The sequence below is a fragment of the Lawsonibacter sp. genome, assembly GCF_022777125.1.
In the GTDB taxonomy this organism is placed as follows: Bacteria; Bacillota; Clostridia; order Oscillospirales; family Oscillospiraceae; genus Lawsonibacter_A; species Lawsonibacter_A hominis.
In genome coordinates this window covers 15,064-38,308 of record NZ_JALFGV010000033.1, presented here as the reverse complement: position 1 = coordinate 38,308, position 23,245 = coordinate 15,064, and the positions used below count along the sequence as shown (strand labels likewise).

The 23,245-nt window shown below is 58.6% G+C and carries 21 protein-coding genes and 1 pseudogene; 1 reads left to right on the top strand and 21 read right to left on the bottom strand.

The genetic code is table 11. From position 1 onward, the window contains the following. Positions 1 to 306 precede the first annotated feature (306 nt). Entirely contained in the window at positions 307 to 786 is a 480-nt protein-coding gene (locus tag MR825_RS02950) for an MGMT family protein (protein WP_287878754.1), read from the top strand. Positions 787 to 1,048: 262 nt separating this feature from the next. Here the strand turns inward: MR825_RS02950 and MR825_RS02945 are convergent, their stop codons facing one another. The 21 genes and pseudogenes from MR825_RS02945 to MR825_RS02850 form a co-directional block, all read right to left on the bottom strand. Then, on the bottom strand, positions 1,049 to 1,234 hold the full coding sequence (locus MR825_RS02945; protein WP_287878752.1) for a hypothetical protein: 186 nt from the start codon (positions 1,232 to 1,234) through the stop codon (positions 1,049 to 1,051). A 481-nt stretch (positions 1,235 to 1,715) separates the two neighbouring features. Beyond that, positions 1,716 to 2,459, bottom strand: coding sequence for a YibE/F family protein (locus MR825_RS02940; protein ID WP_287878749.1), 744 nt, complete (start codon positions 2,457 to 2,459; stop codon positions 1,716 to 1,718). Beyond that, positions 2,456 to 2,686: a hypothetical protein gene (locus MR825_RS02935; RefSeq protein WP_287878746.1), complete on the bottom strand. Its 231-nt coding sequence runs from the start codon at positions 2,684 to 2,686 to the stop codon at positions 2,456 to 2,458. Before MR825_RS02935 ends, MR825_RS02940 begins: the two co-directional genes overlap by 4 nt. 115 nt (positions 2,687 to 2,801) lie before the next feature. Continuing rightward, positions 2,802 to 11,033, bottom strand: a complete 8,232-nt coding sequence (locus MR825_RS02930; protein WP_287878743.1) for a choice-of-anchor I family protein — start codon at positions 11,031 to 11,033, stop codon at positions 2,802 to 2,804. A 399-nt stretch (positions 11,034 to 11,432) separates the two neighbouring features. Continuing rightward, the gene (locus tag MR825_RS02925; protein ID WP_287878740.1) at positions 11,433 to 12,284 is read right to left on the bottom strand and encodes a CorA family divalent cation transporter; all 852 of its coding nucleotides are present in this window, start codon (positions 12,282 to 12,284) and stop codon (positions 11,433 to 11,435) included. A gap of 97 nt (positions 12,285 to 12,381) precedes the next feature. Further along, positions 12,382 to 12,921: a EutP/PduV family microcompartment system protein gene (locus MR825_RS02920; protein ID WP_287878737.1), complete on the bottom strand. Its 540-nt coding sequence runs from the start codon at positions 12,919 to 12,921 to the stop codon at positions 12,382 to 12,384. Further along, the gene (locus tag MR825_RS02915) at positions 12,918 to 13,298 is read right to left on the bottom strand and encodes a BMC domain-containing protein (protein WP_287878735.1); all 381 of its coding nucleotides are present in this window, start codon (positions 13,296 to 13,298) and stop codon (positions 12,918 to 12,920) included. Before MR825_RS02915 ends, MR825_RS02920 begins: the two co-directional genes overlap by 4 nt. Position 13,299: 1 nt before the next feature. Next, positions 13,300 to 13,542: a glutaredoxin family protein gene (locus MR825_RS14360; RefSeq protein WP_353845858.1), complete on the bottom strand. Its 243-nt coding sequence runs from the start codon at positions 13,540 to 13,542 to the stop codon at positions 13,300 to 13,302. A gap of 51 nt (positions 13,543 to 13,593) precedes the next feature. After that, positions 13,594 to 14,112, bottom strand: a pseudogene (locus MR825_RS14355) (peroxiredoxin); the annotation flags it as partial. 28 nt (positions 14,113 to 14,140) lie between these two features. Beyond that, on the bottom strand, positions 14,141 to 14,413 hold the full coding sequence (locus MR825_RS02905; RefSeq protein ID WP_287878729.1) for a hypothetical protein: 273 nt from the start codon (positions 14,411 to 14,413) through the stop codon (positions 14,141 to 14,143). Positions 14,414 to 14,451: 38 nt separating this feature from the next. Next, on the bottom strand, positions 14,452 to 15,003 hold the full coding sequence (locus tag MR825_RS02900) for a BMC domain-containing protein (RefSeq protein ID WP_287878727.1): 552 nt from the start codon (positions 15,001 to 15,003) through the stop codon (positions 14,452 to 14,454). Between the two features lie 35 nt (positions 15,004 to 15,038). Next, positions 15,039 to 15,953: a hypothetical protein gene (locus MR825_RS02895; protein ID WP_287878726.1), complete on the bottom strand. Its 915-nt coding sequence runs from the start codon at positions 15,951 to 15,953 to the stop codon at positions 15,039 to 15,041. Positions 15,954 to 15,974: 21 nt separating this feature from the next. Further along, on the bottom strand, positions 15,975 to 17,300 hold the full coding sequence (locus MR825_RS02890; protein WP_287878724.1) for an SLBB domain-containing protein: 1,326 nt from the start codon (positions 17,298 to 17,300) through the stop codon (positions 15,975 to 15,977). An 18-nt stretch (positions 17,301 to 17,318) separates the two neighbouring features. Beyond that, positions 17,319 to 18,734 carry an aldehyde dehydrogenase family protein gene (locus MR825_RS02885; RefSeq protein WP_287878722.1) on the bottom strand — a complete coding sequence of 472 codons (1,416 nt, stop codon included), beginning with the start codon at positions 18,732 to 18,734 and terminating at the stop codon, positions 17,319 to 17,321. Between the two features lie 13 nt (positions 18,735 to 18,747). Beyond that, positions 18,748 to 19,731: a cob(I)yrinic acid a,c-diamide adenosyltransferase gene (locus MR825_RS02880; protein ID WP_287878719.1), complete on the bottom strand. Its 984-nt coding sequence runs from the start codon at positions 19,729 to 19,731 to the stop codon at positions 18,748 to 18,750. Further along, positions 19,731 to 19,997, bottom strand: coding sequence for a EutN/CcmL family microcompartment protein (locus tag MR825_RS02875; RefSeq protein ID WP_007494480.1), 267 nt, complete (start codon positions 19,995 to 19,997; stop codon positions 19,731 to 19,733). Before MR825_RS02875 ends, MR825_RS02880 begins: the two co-directional genes overlap by 1 nt. 13 nt (positions 19,998 to 20,010) lie before the next feature. Beyond that, the gene (locus tag MR825_RS02870; protein ID WP_287878715.1) at positions 20,011 to 20,835 is read right to left on the bottom strand and encodes a hypothetical protein; all 825 of its coding nucleotides are present in this window, start codon (positions 20,833 to 20,835) and stop codon (positions 20,011 to 20,013) included. A 15-nt stretch (positions 20,836 to 20,850) separates the two neighbouring features. Next, on the bottom strand, positions 20,851 to 21,678 hold the full coding sequence (eutJ, locus tag MR825_RS02865; protein ID WP_287878712.1) for an ethanolamine utilization protein EutJ: 828 nt from the start codon (positions 21,676 to 21,678) through the stop codon (positions 20,851 to 20,853). Positions 21,679 to 21,701: 23 nt separating this feature from the next. Further along, complete coding sequence (pduL, locus tag MR825_RS02860; RefSeq protein WP_287878711.1) at positions 21,702 to 22,361, bottom strand: phosphate propanoyltransferase; 660 nt, start codon at positions 22,359 to 22,361, stop codon at positions 21,702 to 21,704. Positions 22,362 to 22,376: 15 nt separating this feature from the next. Continuing rightward, positions 22,377 to 22,652 carry a propanediol utilization microcompartment protein PduA gene (pduA, locus tag MR825_RS02855; RefSeq protein WP_007494473.1) on the bottom strand — a complete coding sequence of 92 codons (276 nt, stop codon included), beginning with the start codon at positions 22,650 to 22,652 and terminating at the stop codon, positions 22,377 to 22,379. A 62-nt stretch (positions 22,653 to 22,714) separates the two neighbouring features. Continuing rightward, positions 22,715 to 23,242, bottom strand: coding sequence for a BMC domain-containing protein (locus MR825_RS02850; RefSeq protein ID WP_287878706.1), 528 nt, complete (start codon positions 23,240 to 23,242; stop codon positions 22,715 to 22,717). Between the last annotated feature and the right edge of the window lie 3 nt (positions 23,243 to 23,245).

Below are 23,245 nucleotides of genomic sequence, written 5' to 3'. Positions count from 1 at the left end.
GTGGCCGGCACCCAGTGGGGCAACAAAAAGTACATGAATATGAAGCACCTGGAGGCTGCCGTTGAGGACGCCTCCATTGCTGGCTGACTTCATTCATTCCAGAGCCTGCAAACCAATTTGCGCAAAATCCTTGACACTACCTTGACGAATGGCACTCTAAATGCATATATTGAAAATAGTTTGCCTGCATGATAAAATACATTCAAGTATTAAAAAGTGACAAATCGGAAGTTGTCAAAGTTTTTCAAACAGCCTCATTACATGGGAATGACAAACCGATTATCCTTAAAATAGGAGGTGGCAGAAATGGCAAACGAAGATAAAAAAGATTTTAATGCTATGTTGCGCGATAAAAAGGATATGCCCAAATTTCAAATCATCACAGACCAGAAAAGCATTGAAAAATATGGTGGAAGTAAAATGTACTTTGCTCCGCCAATCGACTATGACAAGGTAATGAAAAAAATCCCTTATGGCAAAGTGATTACTGTTGGAAAGATACGAGAATACTTTGCGGAATTGAGTGGTGCAGATTTTACAGAACCGATTACAGCAGGGACTTTTGTTTCTATTGTGGCATGGGCGAGTTATCAGCGTTCAGAAGATGAAACGCCTTATTGGAGAACATTAAAAGCGAACGGAGAACTAAATGCTAAATATCCAAATGGTATTGAAGCACAGAAAGAGAAATTAGAAGCAGAGGGACACACCATAATTCAAAAAGGGCGTAAAAATATACGGTACTATGTAAAGGACTATGAAAATTCTCTCTTTGATTTGGAATAGGTAACTTCCAGTTTGTAGGGGCAGTCTCGTTATGAGGCTGCCCTGTTATTTTGACGAATGGTACTCTAAATGCACAAACAAGGTAAAAGGGATGTTTCCCGCCCCTCGGGGGACAGGCATCCCCATCTGCGCTCATCGACGGCCCACCGGCGCCGCGCCCGGATGGGCGTACCTCTCTTTCCGGCTCAGCCCGTCCGGGCAGAATCTGAAACGGGCGGCCTGTTTTGAAACAGGCCGCCCCGCTTGCGGGAATCCCGCCAGTTTATTGCGCCGGGGCTGCGATGGCCGGGATCTGCTTTCCGGTATGGTCGATGGTATAGTCGCTGCCGTAGGTTCCAGGCAGGATGATCTGGGAGATCGGAACAAATGTGTAGCCCTCCTGGAGCAGCTTTTCAAGAATGCCGGGCAGGGCTTCCGGGGTGTGGAGGGCGGCGTTGTGAAAGAGCACGATGGATCCCGGCTGGACCTTGGAAGTGACCCGCTGCGTGATCTCCGACGCCGGAAGGTCCTTCCAGTCCAGGCTGTCACGTTCCCATATAGGTTCAAGTTGTTGCGAAGCAATAATTATTTCTCTTTAGGGTAATATTTGCGTCCACGTTTTTCCCCCATAGGCTTTAGGTCTCCGGCCTGGACTAGCCGCTTCAAGATATGATGGGCCTGGGGCGGATTGATATGGAGTAATTCAGCGACATCGGATCTGGTAACAGATCTTTGCTGTTTTGCCAGCTTAAGAACCAACTCCGAATAGCGCACTTGATCGATATCTGTCTGCCCGACATAGGCTATATCTCGCTCATTCTGCCTATACATCTTTGAGCTCAGCAGGTATTGACGGCCCCTTCCATTTCCATATAGTAGTCGTTGACCTCCTCCATGCTCAGGCAAAAGAAAGACTGGGATTGTGCTTGATCCAAGGGTTCATTTAATAATCAGTGTTTTCTGTTTTTTCCGTAAAAGGCCGCGCCCATCACGGCTGCAACAGGAACACTCAAAATCACGGCTGCGGTACTGCACAGACCCTGCACAAGCTCCACGGCCAGAAAATCCGAACTCAGCAGCTGATGGAACTGAATCCCATAAGAGCAAAATACCATCATAGTGGTCAGCGCGCCGCCCGTAAAGGCAAAAATCAGCGTGTTGCTCATGGTTCCAATCATATCCTGTCCAAGATTCATGCCGCTGCGGAACAGCATTCCGGGGGTCGGAGCTTTGGCTGCGATGGCGACCTCCCGCAGGGCAGACAGGATCGACACGGCGACGTCCATCACGGCGCCTACGGAGGAGATCATGATCCCGGCAAACAACAGGGTGCGAATATCCAGGCCGGTGCCTTGGACGATCAACAGCAAACCCTCCGCTTCATCGGTCTGAAAGCCGGTCAGATGGAATTGAGAGGAAGCGACAGCGAACAGCACGCACGCTGCCAATTCGCCAAGCAGAGTCGCTCCGATTCCCAACAGGCATTGCTTGGTGGGGCCATGCAGTAAAACCAGTGTAACCGCTGTGGTAAGCAGCGCCGTAACAAGCCCCATCACAATGGCGGAGTGTCCGTTGTACAATGCTGGAAGAAGCACACGCAGGATAAAGAGCAGGGAAAACAGAATGGCAAGGCATGCATCTGCGCCCTTGCGCTTTCCGATTACAATCATGCACAGGATAAAGCAAATGATCAACCCCGCAATGGCGCCGCTCCGGTCATAGTTATAAACAGTATAGTACGGTCCTCTAATTCCTCTGACAGGATTTCCAGCACTTCGGCCCGAACATAGTGCAGCGTATCGGTTTCAAATCTATGATACGAGTTTAATCCCACTGGGCAGAACCACATTAGCAACATGGACGCCAGCACGGCCAGCTCCACCAGGAATTTCATTAGTTTTTGTTTCTTAATTTCTTTCATATACAGCATCCCAAAAACGGGAGGCGGTGAAATTCTGCCGCCTCCCGTTTTCCGTTTTTTCTTCCCGGCGGAAATCCCGTCGGATTGTTGTTGATTTGTGGATTACACGACAAGTTCAAATATCCATCTGATCGGCACAAAACCGCATCAAAATGGTAGCCAGCTGGGCACGGGTAGATGCATCAGCCGGAGAGAGGGTGGTTGCAGAGGTTCCGCTGACAATGCCATGCTCCACAGCCCAGGCCATGGCGGTTGCGGCATAACCGGCAACTTCACCCTGATCCTGGAAGGAATCCAAGGCGTAGCTACTCTCGGGGCTTCCGGCATAACGCCACAGCATGGTCACCAGCTGTTCCCGCGTAATGGAATCATTCGGCCCAAATGTTCCGTTTCCATATCCGCCGACAATTCCGTTGGCGGAGGCCCAGGCCACAGCGTCCGTATAGTACTGGTCCGCCGCCACATCGCTGAACACCGCCACACCGGAAACGGCCGGGGTATTTTCCATGCGATACAGGATGGTGACAATCATGCCCCGGGTGGTCGTGATATCAGGTCCAAAAGCGGCGTTACTAATCCCGTTCATCAGACCCGCGCCGTGAACATAGTCGACAGCGGCCTTGTACCATGCGTTCTCCGCCACATCCATGAAGGGATTCTCAGCAGTTTCCTCCATCGCCCTGAACACCGCTTTAATGGTGTGCGCGGCACGGACATTCTCAAAGGTGTACCGGGACACAGCGCCTACGCTCTTGCCGTCCACCAAAACGTCCTTCAGTTCGTACCCGCTGCCGGCTTTCACTGTGAAGGTCTGGTCACCGCCCCTCTCCACGCGGATGGATCCGTTGGGAGAAATGGTTCCCCCCTGACCGGCCTCAGCCCTGATGGTATACTGACTGGAGTTGCTGGTACTGCCGGAGGAAGAGCCGCCGGAGGAGCCGCCGCTGGAGGCGGTTTCAACCTGCACCACGGTCATGGTGCCGGAGACCTCACAGGCCGCCAGCAGCAGGGGGATGCCGGTTTTGCTGTCGGCAGCGGAGACAAAGCACAGGCCCTCAGGGGACACGTCGCCCTGGATGGCAGCGTCAAACTCCCGGGAGTTGATGTAGTTGACGAATTTGGCGTTTGCGGGGACGGTAATGTCGTAAACCATCACGCCGCCGATGCGCTCCAGAGCGATGAAGGCGTAGGTCTTGTTCTTGACTGTACCGGTGACAACGCTCTCGGGCTCAGGCCCCTTTTTGCCGGATCGGTTATCCAGACTGATTTTGTCGTTGGAGCAGTTGAAGTAGGCTGCAAGCTTTTCAGCGGTAATCTCCTCGAAGTCGCTGCCGCTGTCGTAAGTCCGGATCAGGCCGTTCGCAGTTACCTCGTAGATGGAGAAGGAGCGACCGCCGAAGACATATGCCTTGTCGGTATCCAGACCATCCCACTTGGTGGCGTCGAACCAGACGACCTCCTCGCTCAGGGCCACATTGCCGGTGGGAGAGGTCTTTCCCTCGTATTCATTGTCCAGGCCAGCCCAATCAGCGCGGCTGTCGCCCTCGTTGGCAGTGAGCAGGTAGTCCTTGCCGCCGATGGTGACAACGGAAATGCCGTCGGGCATCTTGATACCATAGACATTTTTGTAATTGGAAAGCTCAATGGTATCATTTTTCTGGAGATCGACCTTGGTTTTGCTGTAGTCCTGCAAGCCCAGAGGGTATACGCCGGTAAACTCGCCCTTCTCAATATTCAGCACGGCGATGGCGTTGGCCTCCTGAAGGGCGACATAGGCGGTCGTGCCGGAGACAGCAATGTATTCCGGCTCAAAGTCGGTGGAGGGGGGGGAATTTTTCTGGATCAGCACACCGGACTTGGTCAGTTCATCGCGCTGAGCGTCAAGGTGGTCGAAAGTCACGGTATTGACTGTTCCGCCGATTTTGACGATGGACACGGAGCCCTTGGGGTCAGTACCGCTCGCACCTTCCCGGGGTTCGCCTTCGTCAGCGGTGAGGATGGTGTTGTTGTCCGCAAAGGTCACCATGTCAGGCTGCACGCCCACGGTATAGGTGCCGTTCAACTCCAAGGAGCCGTCAGTCTTGCAGGTGAAGATGGCCACGACACCGTTGGCGGCGTAATTCTCGGCCTGAATGGCCACGGCCAGCTTGCTTCCATCGGGGGAGATGGCCACGGAGGTCATGTCGCCATAGGTGAAGCCTGCGATGTCAAAGGTTTCCTTGCTCAGGTCATACTCGGTACCGGACAGAGCCACCACTTTGTTGCCGTCCAAGCTACCGTTCAGGTTCACGGCGATCAGTTTGCCCTTGACGCCGCTGACAGCGTAGGCATAGCCGTTGACGGGATTGTATTGCACGATCTCCAGGCTGCCGCCGTCGGCGTTCATGGCGCCGGAGTTGTAGCGGCCTGCCAGCTCCAGCTTCAGGGAGCCGGTGGCGTCATAGTAGCCCTTCACGCGGGTGTCGGAGGTCTTAACGGGGGTGTAGACGGGCGTCTCAGGCTCGGCAGCGACCAGGCTGCCGCATTCGCCCTTGCTGTTGTGGGGAGCGTATTGGGCCAGGGTATCCGCTGTGGCGGTCATCTTGCCCTTCTCCCAGACGACGATGCGGAAGTCTGCATTCGTGTCGGTATCGGCGTGGTCTACCCGCTGCAGGGTCTTCTGCTTGGAGACCTTGATCGCATCAACATCCTCGTCCGCAGTCACAGAATCCAGTACGGTCTCGCCCTTTTTCAGGGTGATAGTGTAATTCTTGTTGCTGATCTGCCAGTCGCAGGTCTGATCTGCCTCGGGCAGGTTGTAGGTCTGATATTCGGCGGTGGTCCCGGCGCTGGCGCCCATGATCAGGTAGGAGCCCTTGGCGGGGATGGACTTGCCTTCGGTCAGATCCAGGCTTTTGTCTCCATAGGCCAGGGTGTAGCCGTCCAGAGAGACCGCCTCGTCATTGGGGTTGTACAGCTCAACAAAGGAGTTGGCGATGGGGGTCTCGCCCTTGCCGCCGTTTCCGTAGACCTGGTCGATGAGCAGCTTGGCGGGTTCCTCGGTCTGCTGGGCGGCTCGGGTAATAGTAATGGTGTAGTTCTTCACGGTGGCGCTGTCCTCGGCGGTCACGGTCACGGTGAAGGTGTTCGCACCGACAGACAGCGTCTGTTCGCCAATAGCGCCGGAAACCGTGGCTTTGCTGTCGTTAGCTGTGGCGTCGATGGTAACGGAAGTCACGCTGTTAGCCACGGAAGCGGTGTAGGCCAGAGTCTCAGCATTAAATGCGGGAGTGATTGCAGCGCCGGTCACGGTCAAGGCAGACAGGGCGGCGTCGGAAGAAGCTGCGGGAGCGCCCTGACCCCAGGTAACAGTGACAGGCTTGGAGTACACGCGGTAGGTGGCGCCGCCGTCTTCTGTCAGATCAGCGTAGTAAACGATAACGGTCTGGCCTTCGGTGGTGCTGGTCCAGCCGTCAATGCCCTCGTCATAGGTCAGCATGTTTCCGGAGAGCTGGACAAAACCGCACTCAGCCTCTTCGCTGCCCTTTACCTTCAAAACGGTATGGGTCGTATCCAGGGCTTCTCCCACTTTCATAGACACCTGGGGTGCTCCCGCGTCCACATAGTAGTGGTAATCGTCGGTCATATAGGGCTGCTCAATCAAAGCTGCCACCATGCCAAGATTGGTCAGGAAGCGGTCGTTCAGCGTTGTCTGGCCGGTAGTAATGGAGTGGACGGTGATGTAGCCGCGGGCGGCAACTTCATAGTAGAAGTCCTCCCGCAGATGGTGATAGTACTCATACCACAGAGGATGGGCGTTCCAGGGGTTCATCAGTTTAATAAACGCCTCCAGGGATTCCAGATCGGTCAGAGGGACCTGCTTGCCGTCCACCGTCTTATACAGGGCCGCAGTGGCGTTGCCGGTCTGGGCAAAGGTGATGGCGATAGGCGCGGACATGTCCCGCCAGTTATAGCCCCCCTGAGCCACAGCCTGACTATCCTCCTCGAAAATGACGCAGTTATCCACATACTCAGGATGCTCGGTCAGAATCCGGTCAAATTCCGCACGGGTGACGGCATCGCCGATGTGGCAGTAATACACCAGGCCGGTAGCCTCGGTATAGGCAAGGGCGTCTTCAAAGCTGGTGATCGAGCCGACCTTGTTGTTGCCGTTTCCGAACAGGGTCAGCATGCGCAGCTCTTCCATGGTATAATTCTCGTGCTTATATCCCTTTTCACTGGTAAAGCACGCATACTTGGGATCCGTGCTGTCAATCAGCGCTTGAATGTTGGTATAGTGGCTTAGGTCATTGTCATGCTCCAGGAAGATCACGCCATCCCTGGTGGTGTGGAGATCAGCCTCCACGCCCAGGCAGCCATACGTGTCGATCGCCAGCTTGAAGGCCTCCCTGGAGTTCTGGGGATAGCCTTTCTCATTGTTGTTGCCCGCATCGGTATAAGTGCCGTAGTTCATGTGGGCGCCCCGGTGCGCAATGGGTTGGGGGCGGCCGCTGACCGTGGTGGCGGTGATGCTGGAATAGATGTTATAGACCATCTTGGGGCTTTCCGAAACCACGGCATGATAGCCGGAAGCGATGGCGTTATACACATCCGCGGTGGAATGAGCCACACCCCAGAGGGCGGTAACATGGATGTTGAACCAGGTCATGGCATCTACGCTGACGGGCTTGCGGGAGACGATCTGCGTAATGTGGGTGTCCGCATTGACCTTCTGCCACAGGACACTCCACTCCCGCTCGGTGTCGCCCACCTCGTCCAGGATCAGACCGCCGCGGGCATAGTGCCAGGTGCTCAGCGCACTGGTGACCAGGCCCATATCGGCTTCACCCTCCGCCATCACATACACATCAATGATATTGTTCTTCTTGAGATAGGCCGCCAGAGCGTCGGCCTCCTCCTGGCTGTCCACGATAAAAGCGGGGATGACCAGATAGCGGTAGGTTTGGAACCACTGATCCATGGCAACCAGTGTTTCGCCGGTCTCGCTGAGGATGTTGAGCTCCTTGTCGATCTGCATCATGGCGACGCCGGGGCGCAGATCGCCGGTGAGAGGCAGGGCTTTGGTGACTTCCTGCACCACTACCGGAGGATTGACAATGCCGGTGGTGGGCACATAGATCTCCGCCACATTGGCCGGCGCGGGGGGCGCGGGTACCGCAGTCTCGCCCTTGTAAACCAGAACATTGTCCACGGTGATCTCCGCGCCGCCTTGTCCGTTGGCCAGCAAGACGGCGATGGTACCCTTGCACTGCTCAGCGGTAATGTTGTTTACCGTGGCGATCTCGATCCAGTCGCCGTAGCTGCCGTCCGCATTGATCCTGGCCAGGTAAGCGGAGGTGGTACCGGTATTGCGGCCGGTCATGTTGTAGGTCTGGATGCGCAGGCGGAACGGTCCATCCTTCACAATGGTTCCCAGCGCGGGATTGTTTTTGTGGTTATCTCCCGTATCGTTCATCCACTCGCCGTCCAGCCGGCCGTTGATGAAATAATTGTTGTAGGGACTATAATGCCCAATGCCCACCTTCTGGTGGTTCTCCTGACCGACGAAGTTGTAGCACAGGCCGAAATAACGCTTCTGGGTGTCGCTGACATAGTCGATATCAGCCTCCACCACATAGTTATCCCACTGGTCGGCGCCGTCCACGCCGGTCAGCTGGGCAAAACCGAAGCTGTTGGGATTGCCCTGATTGTTCATGTAGAGCTTGCCATTCTCCAACTTCTGGTCTGCGTTGGTGAAGGTCCAGTCCTCCAGGGAAGCTTCGTCGGAGAAGTCCTCTTCATACAGAACATCCACATTCTTGTAGACGATGATGTTGTCCACCTTGGCGTTGGTCTTGCCGTAGGAAGACAGGGCAATGCCGATGCTGCCGCGATAGGTCCTCTTGTCGATGTTGTTCACTTCCGTGATGGTAGTGAACTCGCCCAGTGTGCCGTTCTCGTCATAATAGGCGATAGAGAAGCGGGCATGACCCGGCTCGGTGTCGGACATCCCCCAAGTTTCAATCTTCAGGCGATAGGTCGTGTTGGTCGTTGTTGGCGCAACAACCCCGGTTTCACCCTTGTTGTGGTTTTCGCCGTTGACGCCGTCGTTGACCCAGGAGTTGTTGACGCGTCCATTTAGTGCGTACCGATTGCCATTCATGCTGCCTTTTTGGTGGTTGCCCCGGTCGGTGCTGTTGTAGGCCAGTGCCATCCAGTCGTCTTTCGATTCGCTGCATTTTGTGAAGTCAGCCTCCACGGTATAATTGCTCCAGTATTTGGACGCGCCCACGTTCAGCTGCACATGGGCGTTGCCGTTGGTCGCGCTGCCGGGGGTGATATACATGGCGGCGTCTTTCAGCTCCACGGTGGCCGTGGCATCGCCTTTCTCATTGGCGGACAGGATCCAGCCGCCCACTGCGTTGGTGGTCGTGATCCGCTGCTCCTGCGCATTGACGTAGCTGTTGAAGTCCTCGGCGTAGAGGATCTGTGTCATTGTGCCATCGTTATGGTCGATCAGGTCGCCGGTTTTATGACCCTTCAGCGCGGCGTTGGGCCTGTTGGCAGCGCCATCATCAGCATTATACGCCTGCGTCCACTTGGCAAACAGGGTCACATTTCCCGTCACCGTGTCGGTGTCGAAGTCCCACGCGTTGGTGCAGGCCGCTTCCTTGTACCAGCCGCCAAAAATCCAGCCGGATGCCACGGGGTCGGCGGGCTTGGAAATCGTGCTGCCGGAAAGGACGCCCATCAGTGCGGCCGGAGCCGTGCCATGCCCGTTGTCATTGAAAGTCACCTTGCAGGTGGCGGGCGCGGGCGTTTCCGGTTCAGAAGCAGCAGAGGTTGGGTAGACCTTGATGTTGTCTACGGTGAGATCCGCACCGCCGTTATCGGCCAGCAGAATACCGATGGTGCCCTGATAGGTCTCCTTGACGATATTATTTGCAGTGTAAATCGGAATCCACTCGCCCAGAACGCCATCGGCGCCGTAAGGGGCGACAGAAGCCTTGGCAGTGCCGGTAGACGTACCGGTCATGTTGCTGGTCTCGACTTTCAGCCGGAACGCGCCGTCGCGGACGATGGTGCCCAGCGCATCCAGGTAACCGTTGTTGGTGGTATTGGTCGTACTCTGGGGATTGTTCTGCCAATTGTGGGTTCCGTTCAAGCTGCCGTTGACAAAGTAATTGGTGGGGTTCAGATAGCTGATGCCAACCTTCTGGTGGGTCCCCACATCCGTAACATTATAGGCCAGACCGGCGTAGCGTTTTTGGCCGGCAGTGATGTACTGCAGATCAGCCTCCATGGTGTAGTTGGTCCACTTTTCAGCTCCCGCCACACCGGTCAGCTTTGCAAAGCCAAAGGTGCTGCCAGAATCCAGGTTGCTCATGTAGAGCTTACCGTCCCGCAGTTCCTGCCCAGCATTGGTGAACGTCCACTTTTCCAGGGAGGCCTCGGTGGCGAAATCTTCCTCATACAGGACGGTCGCGTCGGAGCCCAGATCGGGGTCGGGATTGGGATCGGGATTGGGGTCAGGGGCGGCTTCCACCATTTTGTAGACCTCGATGTTGTCCACGGTGATATTGGCACCGGCTCCGTTTGCCAGCACAATGCCGATGGTGCCCTTATAAAAATTTGTGTGGATGTTGTTGACCGCGACCACCTCGATCCAGTCGCCCAGCTGGCCGTCTTCGCCGTAAGGCGCCAGAGAGAACTTGGCCGTACCGGTGGCGGTACCGGTCATGTTGGAGGTCTCGATCTTCATGCGGAAAGCGCGGTCGGTGATGCCGTTCAGCACGCCGCTTGTCAGGGTATCGTTATTGGGCTTATCGTTGTGCTGCCAGCCGTTCCACGCGCCCACAACGCAGTTGACGAAATAGTGGTTGGGCACATTGTCGTAAATGCCGGCGCGCTCGTGGTTATCGGCATCGGTGACGTTATAAGCCAGAGCCGCAAAGCGGCCGGTTTTCTGCAGGTATTGCATGTCGGCCTCGACGGTATAGTTGGTCCAATCTTGGGAGCCTTCCACACCGGTCAGTTGGGCAAAAGCGGTCTTTTCTTGATTTTTGCCGGTGTTGGAAAGCGTCATGACGCCGTCGCTCACCGTGCCGGTGACTGTGTCCTGCAATGTCCAGTCTTGCAATGCCGATGCATCGGAGAAGTCCTCCGCGTAGAGCACCTGCTTGGTCTGGGCCGCACTGGCGGTTGTCATCAGACTGCCATTGTCCAGGGAGGATCCCATGGTTCCGTCGTCAATGATGTCGGTCACAGTGCGTTCCTGTGAGGACTCGAGACTTGCCGCGAGTGTTGTCGGCATCATGCCCAGAAGCAGGACAAACACCAGCAGTAAGCTTGTGATTCGTTTTCTCATTCTGTTTTTCTCCTTTGTTCAGTTTTTTAGATAAACTATCACTTTTTAAGCTTATCCTCCACTTGTATAATCCTCTACCATCTATATGCAAAGTTTGTGTAATATCTTTTATCAGCACAAATACAGGAAGAGACAGAGCGATATCACTCCGCCTCTTCCTGTATTTCCTGAACAGTTGGTTTTTGTTGTTTCTCCTTGTGCGAGGTAACCTTTTCCTTACCTCCTCATTTTTCACATTTTGTTTCCTTTGTAAAAACCCCCGGAAATCCCATGATTACAGGCTTTTCGGGGATTTTATTTCTTCACGTTTTGCAAAGCGCTTTACACCCATATTCATTTTTCCCACTGGTCCCGATCCTGCTTTTCTTTCCTGAAGAATTTCGGCAGGGAGGGAAGCGCCTAGATATGACCGCGCCCCGAGGGAAGCGGTGCATTGTTGCGGCGGCTGACATGGTAGACCGCCGTGGCCCCCACGGACAGGCCCGCAACCGACAGGCCGCCGATGACTCCCAGAAGCGGATTGGCGGCCAGCACGCTTCCGAACACGAAGTTGAGAACCACCCCCACCAGCGAGATGATGCTCAGCAGCCGGGCATTCCGGTTGATGTTGTTATTGATGATGGAGGTATAGGTATCGAAGTCCTTCAGGACCGTGCTCTTGATGAGCTCGTAACGCTCCTCCAGAAAGCGGAACTCCATCAGCACCTCGCCCTGCAGCACATAGCTGTTCTGCATCTGCATCGGATAGTAGCCCTTGTCGATCCGCGACAGTATCTCCTTCACCGCCAGCACCATATTCCCGCACTCCGTGTAGCGTCTGCGGAAATCCAGCAGCCGATAGGTGCCGCTGTTGTCGATACAGTTGTCCAGGGCATCCTCCAGCTGCTTCATCTCACCTGTGCAGCTTTCAATGTGCACGGAAAGATCCTGTATTTTGAACTGAAGCGCGTACATCAGCAGCTGGCCGATGTACTTGATGGGCTTCTCCGCCAGGAAGGCGCGAAACGCCCCCTGTGTGGACTCCTCAACGACCGCGTTGCTCCCCACCTGCCTCACCCGCAGGGCGCCGGGCAGCATTTCATCGCCGTAGAGCAGCTCCAGCACGACGCGGTCCTCTCTTCCGGTCATACAGTCCCGGGTGACCAGCTCCTCCATCGGAGCAAAAAAGATACAGTAAGAGCTGCCCTCAATCCCCTGTTCCTCCTGGAACTGTCCCCTGTTCATCACTGAAAAAAAGGTGAACGCTTCCATGGACAGCCCTCCTTCTGCAAATTGTATAGCCAAACATATAATAACAGCAAAGCTCCCACCGCAGTCTCTCCCACGGCAGGAGCGCTCCTGTTTTTTCCTAAACTGTTTGCGGGTGTCCGCCGCCCTCCGTGGGCAGCCGCCCATATTTGTCCGACAGGACTACCCGGGGACGCTCAGCCGCCTGCTCCGAATCCCAGGGCAGGACATCCCCAGTCTCCCGGAGATAGTTGAGGATCTGCCAGATCCCCTCTCCGGTATAGGAGCTGACCCGAAAAATCGGATGGCATCCCGCCAGCTCCAGCCAGCCCTGCGCCCGGTCCGGATCTCCATCCGGATGGTCAGTCTGGGTGACAATGCCGATCACCGGGCGGTTGCAGCAGGCCGTCACACAGGGCGGGTAGAGGGAATACGGCTCGGTGGAGCTCAGCAACAACCCCACCACGTCGGCCTCATAGGTGTAAAGCGCCAGCGCCTTCGCCAGACTGGCGTTTTCCGCATACTCCCCTGGTGTGTCAATCACCACATCATAGTGGTTTATGTACTGTGTCTTGTGGTAGTGGATCACATCGCCCTTCAGCGCCTGCGTGAGGGTGGTCTTTCCGCATTCGCTCCGGCCCATTAAAATAATCTTCTTCATGTCCTGGTAATTTCACAGACGGTAAATCCGAGGTGATTTTTCAAGTAAATCAGGATGCTAGATACTGCGGCCTGCACGTTTGAGATGCGTCCGGTAAAAATGAGGGTTCCGCTGAAGCGGTCAATAAACCCCATCTCCACCTTGGATGTCTTGGTCGCGATATCGCCCGCAATCACGGAAATTTCAGAGGGCGTCATGCTCAGGATGCCGATGGCGGCCTGCTGGTAGTCCACATTGGGATTGAGGCCCAGCTTCTGATAGATAATCTCATCCGGGCTTGCAATAATATGCGCCAGAGTGACCTGCTTGCCGGGCACCATCTCCTGGACAAGCCGCATCTTCCCTTCCTGTACGGTTCCAAAGTCCTTTAAATCCATCCTATTTCACCTCATTCGCTCCGCTCAGGCCCAGCGCCGCCTTGATTCTGGGCATATTATAGCCCATGATTTCTTCCGCGCCGATCACCGTGACAGGCAGGCCCGTGTAGCCGCGGCTCTCCATAAAGGCCTGTCCGGCCTTATCCTCCGCGAGACTGACCTCCTCATAGGATATCCCGCTCTGCCTCAAAAACTCCTTTACGCTGTGGCAATAGCTGCAGCCGGGCATCGTATAGATGCGCACGGGCGCCGCGCCCGCCAGCACCGGAGCCTCGCGCTCCGGTGTGTCCGAGCGGAGGTTTTCCTCCCCAGCCTTCCAGCCCGCCGCGCACAGGCCGCCGGTTTTCAGCGCGGCCAATACCCTGAGCACCTCCTCCGGATTACGGCCGATGTTGTTGTCGTGGATTACGCTGTAGCGCACCTTTTGCTCCGGGTCAATCAGGAACAGCCCCCGTAGGGCCACCCCTTCCTCCTCCAGCAGCACTCCGTAGTCGGCGCAGACCCGCAGGGTCTGATCCGCCGCCATGGGGTAACCCAGCCCACCCAGGCCGTTGCGCTGCCAGGCCTGGTGGGTGTAGACGCTGTCCGTGCTCACGCTGAGCAGCTCCGCGCCGGCTGCCCGGAATGCCTCCCGGTGCTCTGAGAAGGCTGTGAGCTCTGTGGGACAGACAAAGGTGAAATCCATGGGGTAGAAGAACAGAACCAGCCATTTCCCGGCATAGTCCGGCAGCGCAACGCGCACAAAATGTTCTCCATTCGCCGACAGCGCCTCCATGGAAAAATAGGGCGCCTGCTTTCCGATGAGTCGTTCCACAGAACTCACAATCCTTTCTTACCAATTCTTATTTATCCGGCTTATAGAAGCACTGAGAGCAGTCGTCCTCCTTGGCCTTCTCCCGCTTCTGCCCATCCTCGGGCTGATAGAAGCACTGGGGACACTCCTCCTCCGGCTTCTCCTCCACTGCCTCCGGCTGGTAAAAGCACTGTGGGCACTCTTCCGTCTCACCGCTCCTGCCGGGTGTGTGGTACATGCCCTGGGGCACGCTCTCCCCCTCCTCAGGCTTTTTGCGGCTGGGCGCTGGATAGTGACAGTTGGGGCAATCCTGTGAAGCCATACCGATGACCCTCCTTTCCGCATCTGTTCCTGTTTCCTTTAGTTCGTCAGCTTGTCAATCAGTCCCGGATGGGGCGATGCGATCACGCTGCTGCTTGTAATATCCCCGGTCTCCTCCAGTTGATTCATCGCGGCCTTAACCGCAGAGCGAACCGCGGAAACCTCACCGGTGAGAATGACAAAGCCCTTGCCACCCAAGCCGCGGGCAATACGGATCTCCATCAGACGGACGTTTGCGGACTTGGCTGCATAGTCCCCCGCCTCAACGGCGGTCAAAGCCGTCATAGTCTCAATCACGCCGATGGAGGCGATGTGTCCCACCTCCGACGTGCCCACAATCGCCTCCGGGACAGAGGCGTGCACGTTGTTGATGGTGTGGTGCCCGACCAGATAGATGCCCGCTGTCTGGCGACCGCTCTCCATGGCGCTCTTCACGGCGCCTACCGCGCCGCAGATGATAATGACATATTTACCCGGACAGGTGGGGGTCGCGGTCAGCAACTCCACATTGGCGGCCTTCAGCACCGCATCGGCGGTCTCAATGCCGACGGGGATGCTTTTCAATTCCAGTAATCCGATGGACTTTCCCATAACTGGCCTCTTTTCCTATGGATTCCTCTGCTAGCTCAGGCATTGATCACGCTGCTGACAGCGTTGATCACAATCGTCAGGATAAAGATCGTGGTAGCAGGAGGATCGATGTGGGTGTCGCAGTGGCTGTTCAGGCTCTTGCCCACCAGATCGCCCAGCAGGGAGCCCAGGATGCCGAAGAACACGCCCAGCAGAGCGCCTGCAGGGCCCCAGGCGGTGATGCCGGCCACAGCAGCCAGCCCAGAGGGCAGGAAAATGTGGTGGGTCGCGGGCGTCGCAAAGCCGGTCTGGGTGAAGATCAGTGTGATAGCTGCAAAGCCGAAGCACACGATCGGGAAGATACTGAACGCGGCGGTGAACTCATTCTCGTACAGGAACGCGGCGATGAAGCTCACAACAATGCCGATGCCGCCGCCCAGTACCACGTTATAGACGAAGCCCTTACCGGTGGCGAACCACTCGCGCTTTCCGGAGCCGGTGTACTTGCCGGTCAGGCCGGTCTTGCCGAAGGCCAGACGGGTGACAACCGCCAGAATGAAGACGGTGATGCCGGGCAGGTCGGTGGTGGCGGGGCCGGCGCTGCCGATGACGGGCAGCAGGCCGATGCAGTAGTGGATCAGGAAGCCCAGCACGCCGAAGATGCCGCCTACCAGGAGCACATCGGGCTCACCCAGGCCGTTGAGGGAGGACAGGATGTCGGCGCCGGAGGCCAGCTTGCCCTTGCGGCCCGCATATCCGGCGGCGGCCACGCCGCCGGCAAAGGCGATGTGGGGGCCGACAAAGGAACCAAAGGCGAGGTAGTTGACTGCAACATCGCCGCCCACACCGGCAGCCGTCAGGACTCCGCCCACCAGGGCGTAGATACCAGTCATAATAAAAGCGGGAAGGGCGCCCATGTAAGCGCCGATAATGCCACCGCCAAATGAGGCGATCAGAACCAAGATATCCATAAATCAGTTCCTCTCCAATCTTTATTGTTGGATGGTAATCTCTCTCTCGGTCACCGCGGTCACCGTACCCGCGATGCTCGCATGAAGGTTTGCCCCCAGCTTTCCCTCTGGGACCGCCGCAATCAGGGTTCCCTTCTCCACTTTGTCCCCTGCACGCACCATAGGCTGGGCGGGTGCGCCCACCCCCTGGCTCAGCGGCAGGGTCACCTTTTGATAATCGCAGGAGTTATCCTCCATCGGGGCGGGGACATCATAGGCGTCCAGCCCCAGCTGATGAATCAGCTTGTGAACCGGGTAGCGCTTATACTTCCGGAACGGTGCGGCCGTCTCCGGCTGGTCGTGCAGCGCATTGCGGATGCCCTTCTTTCCCATCTCACCCTTGAGCATCCCATTCATTTTCCAGGGCTGAAGCCCCATCACGCAGGCATACTCGCACAGGCGGCAGCCGCAGCACAGAAAGGCGTTCATGGGGGTATACTCCGGGTCGCAGAGAGCGCCATAGGCGGCCAGGCGCATCATCTTATGCGGCTGGATACGGTGTCCCAGCAGGCCCCGGGGGCAGACCTCAGAGCACAGGGAGCACTGCATGCAGGCCACCCGGGCATCCTGGAGCATCCGCGGCGCGGGCCGGTTCAGGCTCTGGAGGAGGGAGTGGCCCTCCGGGACCACGATGAGCCCCTTTGTGGTCTTGGTGATAGCGCTTCCGGTGCTCACCACACGCCCCATCATGGGCCCGCCGTTGATGACCTCATAGCGCTCCACAGCGGGGCCGCCTGCCAGGGCCAGCGCCTCCGCCACTGTGATGCCCAGGGGCACCTTCACGGTCTTGGGGGTGCGCACCGCGCCGGTCAGCGTGACATACTTCTCAATGACAGGGATCTGGTGCCGGACGGCCGCCAGCACATTGAGGGCCGTCTCCACATTGCTGACCACCACGCCCACATTCAGGGGGATGCCCCCCTCCGGGACCACACGTCCGGTCACTTCGTAGACGATCACCTGTTCGTCACCGGCGGGATAAAATGCGCCCATCCGGTGAACCCTCAGCCTGGGATGCCTGGACAGCTCCCGCTCCAGCGCCTCCACCGCCGCGTGATAGTGCTCCTTGAGCGCTACCACCCCCTGGGACGCCCCGACCTGCTCCACAAGCAGGTCGAGGGCGTCCAGCAGGTCACCGGCCTGGAGGGCCATCAACTGCTGATCCACCCGGAGCAGCGGTTCACACTCCGCTCCGTTGATGATGACGGTGTCCGCCTGGGCCTTGAGCTTCACATGGGTGGGAAATCCGGCGCCGCCGGCTCCCACCACACCGGCCTGCTCCACCAGGCCGAGCAGATTCTCTTGCATAATGGCCCAAACCTCCGTTTATCTGACGTCCATCCCTCCGACGAGCACACACCTGCGGCGCCGGGCAAAAGATTTGGCCGAAGTCAGGCCCTCTCCAGTGGGACCGGCGATGGTAAACGTGGTATAGCCCTCGCCGCCTACGCCGATACCGGCGTAAGAGGGGCCGTTTTTCACAAAAATCGTGGTCTGGATGAGCTTGGCCATCTTGGTCAGCTTCTCCACATTGCGGGAGTGCATCATGGCGGTGTGGCGGTTGCCGTGCTCGACCCGGACAGCCATCTCAATGGCCTGGTCCACATTGGGGACCCGCACCACGGGCAGGATGGGCATCATAAGCTCCACCTGCACGAAGGGGTGGTCCTCCTTGGCCTCCATGAGGATGACCTTCACGTCATCTCCCACGGTAATGCCGATCTTGTCCAGGATGTACTTGGCGCTCTTGCCCACAAACTCGGTCTTGGGACTCTTGCCCTCCTTAGTCACCAGCTCCACAAGTTGGCTGATCACGGCGGGATCCTTGACCTCATAGGCGCCGTTCTTCTTCATATTGAAGATCAGGTAGTCGGCCACGGAGTCCACGGCGATGACTTCCTTCTCGGCGATGCAGGGCAGGTTGTTGTCAAAGGAGCAGCCGTCCACAATATCCTTGGCGGCCTTCTCGATGTCGGCGGTCTCGTCCACCACAACGGGGGGATTGCCGGCGCCGGCGCCGATGGCCTTCTTGCCGCTGGAGAGCACCGTCTTGACGATAGCGGGGCCGCCGGTGGCCACCAGCATGCGGATCTTGGGGTGGCTCATCATGGCGTTGGTGTTCTCAATCGAGGGGGCGGACACGGTGACCACCAGGTTGGCGGGCGCGCCTGCCTTGCAGAGGGCCTTGTTGATGAGCTGGATCAGGTGCAGGGACACCTTCTTGGCCCGGGGGTGGGGGCTGAACACCACCGCGTTCCCCGCCGCCAGCATGCCGATGGAGTTGCAGATGATGGTCTCCGTGGGGTTGGTGGTGGGGGTGATGGAGCCGATTACGCCGAAGGGCGAGTACTCCACCAGGGTCAGGCCGTCGTCGCCGCTCATGGCGTCGGTGGTCAGATCCTCGATGCCGGGCGTCTTGACCGCGGCGAGACGGTTTTTGATGAGCTTGTACTCATAGCCGCCCATGCCGGTCTCCTCCACGGCCAGGCGGGAGATGTACTCCAGGTTCTCCTGGTCCAGCACCACGTCGCGGATGGCCTGGACATAGCAGGCCCGGTCGTGCATGGAGCGGTTCAGATACGCCTGCTGGGCCGCCACGGCCGCGTCCACCGCGTCGTTCATGCTCTCAAATACGCCCCAATCCCCGCCGGACGGGCAGGTCTGGGTGGAAGTGGCCTCCGTGCTCAGCTGGGATACAACCCGCTTCACAATGGATTCGACCACATTCTCGTCAATGTTCATTTGCTGTTCCTCCTTAGAGAGACATCGCGTACCGCGCGATGTCCATATCCTGTTCCACCGTACCGCCGGATACGCCGATGCCGCCCACGACTTCCCCGTTTACCACATAGGGGAACCCGCCGCCAAAGAGCACGATTTTTCCGGGAGCGGAAGCGTCGATGCCGTAGAGCGGGCCGTCCGGCCGGGCCGCCTGGCCCAGCTCATGGGTCGGCATCCGGAAGGCGTTGGCGGTATAGGCCTTTCCGGCTGAGACGTCCACGCTGCCCAGCAGCGCGCCCTCCATTCTCTGGAGCAGAACCAGATTGCCGCCGCTGTCCACTGCGGAGAACACCACCGGAACCCCGAGCTGTCCGGCCCGCTCCACAGCCCGCTGGGCCATCCCCTGGAGCGATGCCAGGCCAAAGGGGGGCAGGCCGCCCTCCGGGGCGGACAGCTGTTTCCAAACCAGCGCAGTCACCTGCGCCCTCAGGCGCTCCTCCTGCGTCAGATCCTCCTGAAGTCTGGCCAGCGCGTACACCGCGTCGGACAGGCGGTTGATGTAGCGGGCCAGCACCTCGCGTACCGGCTCATGCTCCGCCAAAGCCACCACGTGACGCTCTGCACGGCGGACAATGGTACGGGCCACATGGAGCGCCGCCGAGGCGGAATCCACGCCCGGAATCACGAAATGAGTTTGCTTCCCCGTAGTCTCGGTGCACTTGTCCACCACGCCCTCCAGAAAAGCCACATCCTCTTCCGAGATCTTCCCCGTCAGCCCGGCCGCACCCTGCTCGTCGCTGGCCAGCTCGGCCCCCAGGGCGAACAGCCGTCCCTGGATGCGGTGAACCGTGGTGCGGATATACTCCCGGTCAGTCTGGGCATACGCCAGTCCCAGCATGGAGTTGGCCTCGTCGATGGTACCGTAGCACGCCACCCGCAGGCTGGACTTGCTCACCCGGGAGCCGCCCACCAGGCTGGTCTGGCCTTTGTCTCCGGTTTTGGTGTAAAGATTCGCCATCAGCCCACCTCTACCGTATCCACAATGCCCACGATGGAGGTATCCACTGGGGCATCGCCCTTGCCGAACACATAGCGCGCGGAACTACCCTTACAGACAATGACGATCTCGCCGGTGCCCGCTCCCACGGAGTCCACGGCCACCTCGCTGGTGCCTTCCCGCTCCAGACGCTCCGTCAGCTTTTCCACGACCAGGAGCTTCATCCCCACCAGATGCTCGTTCTTGCTGGTGGAAACCACGGTCCCGATCACTCTTCCCAAATACATTTTGCCACCTGCTTTACGTCTCCTTTCGGATGCAGATGTCCCGGCGGCGCGCCTCATCGGCGGCCAGTTGGGTAATCAGTGTCTCCCGCGGCACCCACAGGGTGCTGTGGGGCGGACACCCCTGAACATAGCGTCCGCTCAGAACCCTGCCCGCCAGCCGAACCCGGGCAGACCCCTCCGTCTTCCGGGGTTCGGCCTCCGGCCTCGCGGCCGGCGCCGCCGTCCTGGCCAGTAATCCCCCGACCGCCCGCAGCGTCTTGTCATAGAGGCCGCCGGAGGTGGTCAGGCGTGCGCCGAAGGAGCGCAGGGTCTCCAGATTGTTCCGAAGCGCCTGTTTCAGCGGCTCCGTCATATGGAAGCCGCGCTTCAGGCGCTCGGCGTGATCCGGGCAGCAGCCGTCGATGTTCACCACCACGTTCTTTCCCCGCATCAGGCCGTCCAGAATGACGGCCGACGCCGGTGTGTCCGCCATGCAGGCGGCCACGTGGGCGGCGGTATGTACCGTCATGGCCGGAACCAAAATCGTATCGTACCGGGCGGTCAGCGCCTCCGGAGTCTCCTCCGGGGTCTCCACCCACAGCTTCTCCGGCTCCAGAACGGAGCGGAGCCGTTCCACGTCCAGCAGGTCGGACGCCCCCCGCGAGAGGAGCACCCGGAACGTGAAGCCCTCTCCGCGCAGGCGGCCCATGGCCTCCAGCGCGGCAGCCTCACCGATGTTGGAACCGGTGTAGACTACCAGCGCCTGCTTCTGCCGCGCCAGGAGCTTCTCCACAACGCGCTGGGCCAGAATCTGGACAAACGCCTCGTCCGCCATCCCGCGCAGTTGCTCCGTCGTCAACGGTCCTCACCTACTTTACAGCTTGCAGTTTACGGCAATCCCCAGGGGCGTCACCAGCAGCGGAGCCGCCGGCTTGACCACGGGGACACCCAGAAATTTCTCAAATACCGGTTCAAATTGGGTGAAGCAGCACGCGCCGCCCACCACATAGACCGTCTCCACCGGGTACTCCCGGAGGTAGTTCTGGACAATGGACGCCATTTTCTCCACAACCGGCTTGATCACAGGAAACACATTGGCCTCCTGCGCCGGATCCCGCTTGGCCAATTCGGCCTCCTGGGTATTCCAGCCGTGGAAGCCGGCCAGCACCAGCGTCATATGGGTACCTCCCGTGGGCTCGTCGCCCGTGAAAATCACCTTTCCGTCCTTCAGGACGCTGATACCTGTAGTGCCGCCACCCACGTCCACCACTGCGCCATCGGAAATGCCCAGCACGGAGGAGGCCGCCGTGGGCTCATCCACGATGTTGGTCAGGCGGAAGCCCGCCGCCTCCACTACGTTTCCAATGGCCTTCACATTGCCCTCAAGGATGCCGGGCGGGATGGCGCAGGCTCCGGCGTCCAGCATGACGCCCAGGCGCTCCTCCAACTGTCCTTTCAGATGCGTGACCGCCCGAACCGCCCCCATGTAGTCCACCACGATACCGTCCCGGACCACTGTGGACGGATAAGAGGCCCCGGCCACCGGCCGGTTCTGCTCATCCACCACCGCCAGCACGATGTTGGCGGTGCCCAGATCCACCCCGGTACGCAGCGCGCCCTCCCAGGCATTGCAGCCGCCGGTTTGAATCAGCCGCTCAAATTCCAGAAGAGTCTCATTGGCTTGCGACAGCTCCCGGCCCATCTCTGCCCTGCCTCCCTCCCGGCTCAATCGTCAAGGAAAAAGGCCCGGTCGCCGTTTTTGACGCCCAGAGCATTGGCCTCTTCCACATCAATGTGCATTTCCAGCGCGTACTTGTCGGAGACTCGCACCAGCACGTTGCACAGGATCGCACCCCGTAGGCCCTCGATTTCCGTCCGGATATACTGGCCGTCCTCCACGCCGAAGCGCGCCGCGTCCTCCGGAGTCATGTGCACGTGCCGCAGCGCCGCAATCACGCCGCTGTCCTTCTTTACGCTCCCACAGGGTCCGATGATCTCAATACCCGGGGTATCCCTCAACTGGCCGGACTCACGCACGGGGGGCTTGACACCCAGCGTGAAGCCGTCGGCGATGGAGATCTCCACCTGCGTCTGAGAGCGCAGGGGCCCCAGTACGCGCACGCGGCTGAGCTCCCCTTTGGATCCGCGGATGGTGACGGTCTCCTCCGAGGCGTACTGCCCCGGCTGGCCGAGCATCTTTTTGACAGTCAGCTCGCTGCCCGGGCCAAACAGTACGTCCATGTCCGCCCGGTCCAGATGGACATGGCGGTTGGAGACCCCGATTGGGGTGGAGCGCTCCAGCCGCTGCTGCTTCTGGAGCTCCTCCACCACCATACGGGTGATCTGGCGGACAATCTCTGTTGAAACCGCGTTGTTCTTGTCCATGCCTCAAGCCTCGTTTTACAGGCCCTTCGGCAGAATTTTCTCCACGTCGGTGTGGGGACGGGGGATGACGTGCTGCGCCACGATCTCGCCCACCTTCTCGGCGGCGCAGGCGCCGGCGTCCACCGCGGCCTTGACCGCGCCCACGTCGCCGCGGACCATGACGGTGACCAGGCCGGAGCCGATCTTCTCATAGCCCATCAGCGTAACGTTGGCGGACTTGGTCATGGCATCGGCTGCCTCGATCGCGCCGACCAGACCTTTTGTCTCGATCATACCCAGAGCTTCACCCATTGTGATAACCTCCTAGAAAATATTAGAAAAATCAGTGCTGCCGTCCCGCTTTTCTGCGCGGTTCAGCGTTTTACGGACTTCTTTACCCGCTGTTTGGAGGGCGTTTCCTTTCCCTTTCCGGAGGGGGCCTCCTTCGGAGACTCCCTCGTCTCCGAAGTTCCCTCCTCAACGGGCTGCGCCTCCTCCGGGGACTCCATCGCCTCCGGAGCACTCTCCTCAACGGGCTGCACGTCTGCCGGAGGCTTCGTCGGCTCCGGCGGATCAGTTGGAGTGGGCGGCGCAGGCGGCTCCGGCGGCTGATCTCCCACCGTGTCGGTGTTGTGGATCAGGCCGGTCAGCCCCATGGACGGCCGCGCGATTACCTGGGTGCTTACCACCCGGCTCACCTTTCCGGCTGCAATCCGCGCGGCATCCACCGCTGCCTTCACCGCGCCCACATCGCCCAGGATCTTGATGGTGGTCCAGCCTCCGCCTTTGGTAAGCTCATAGCCCACCAACTCCACATTGGCCGACTTCACCGCCGCGTCGGCGGCCTCAATGCCAGCCGCCAGGCCTTGGGTCTCTATGAGTCCCAGGCTTTTTTTCTGCATGCT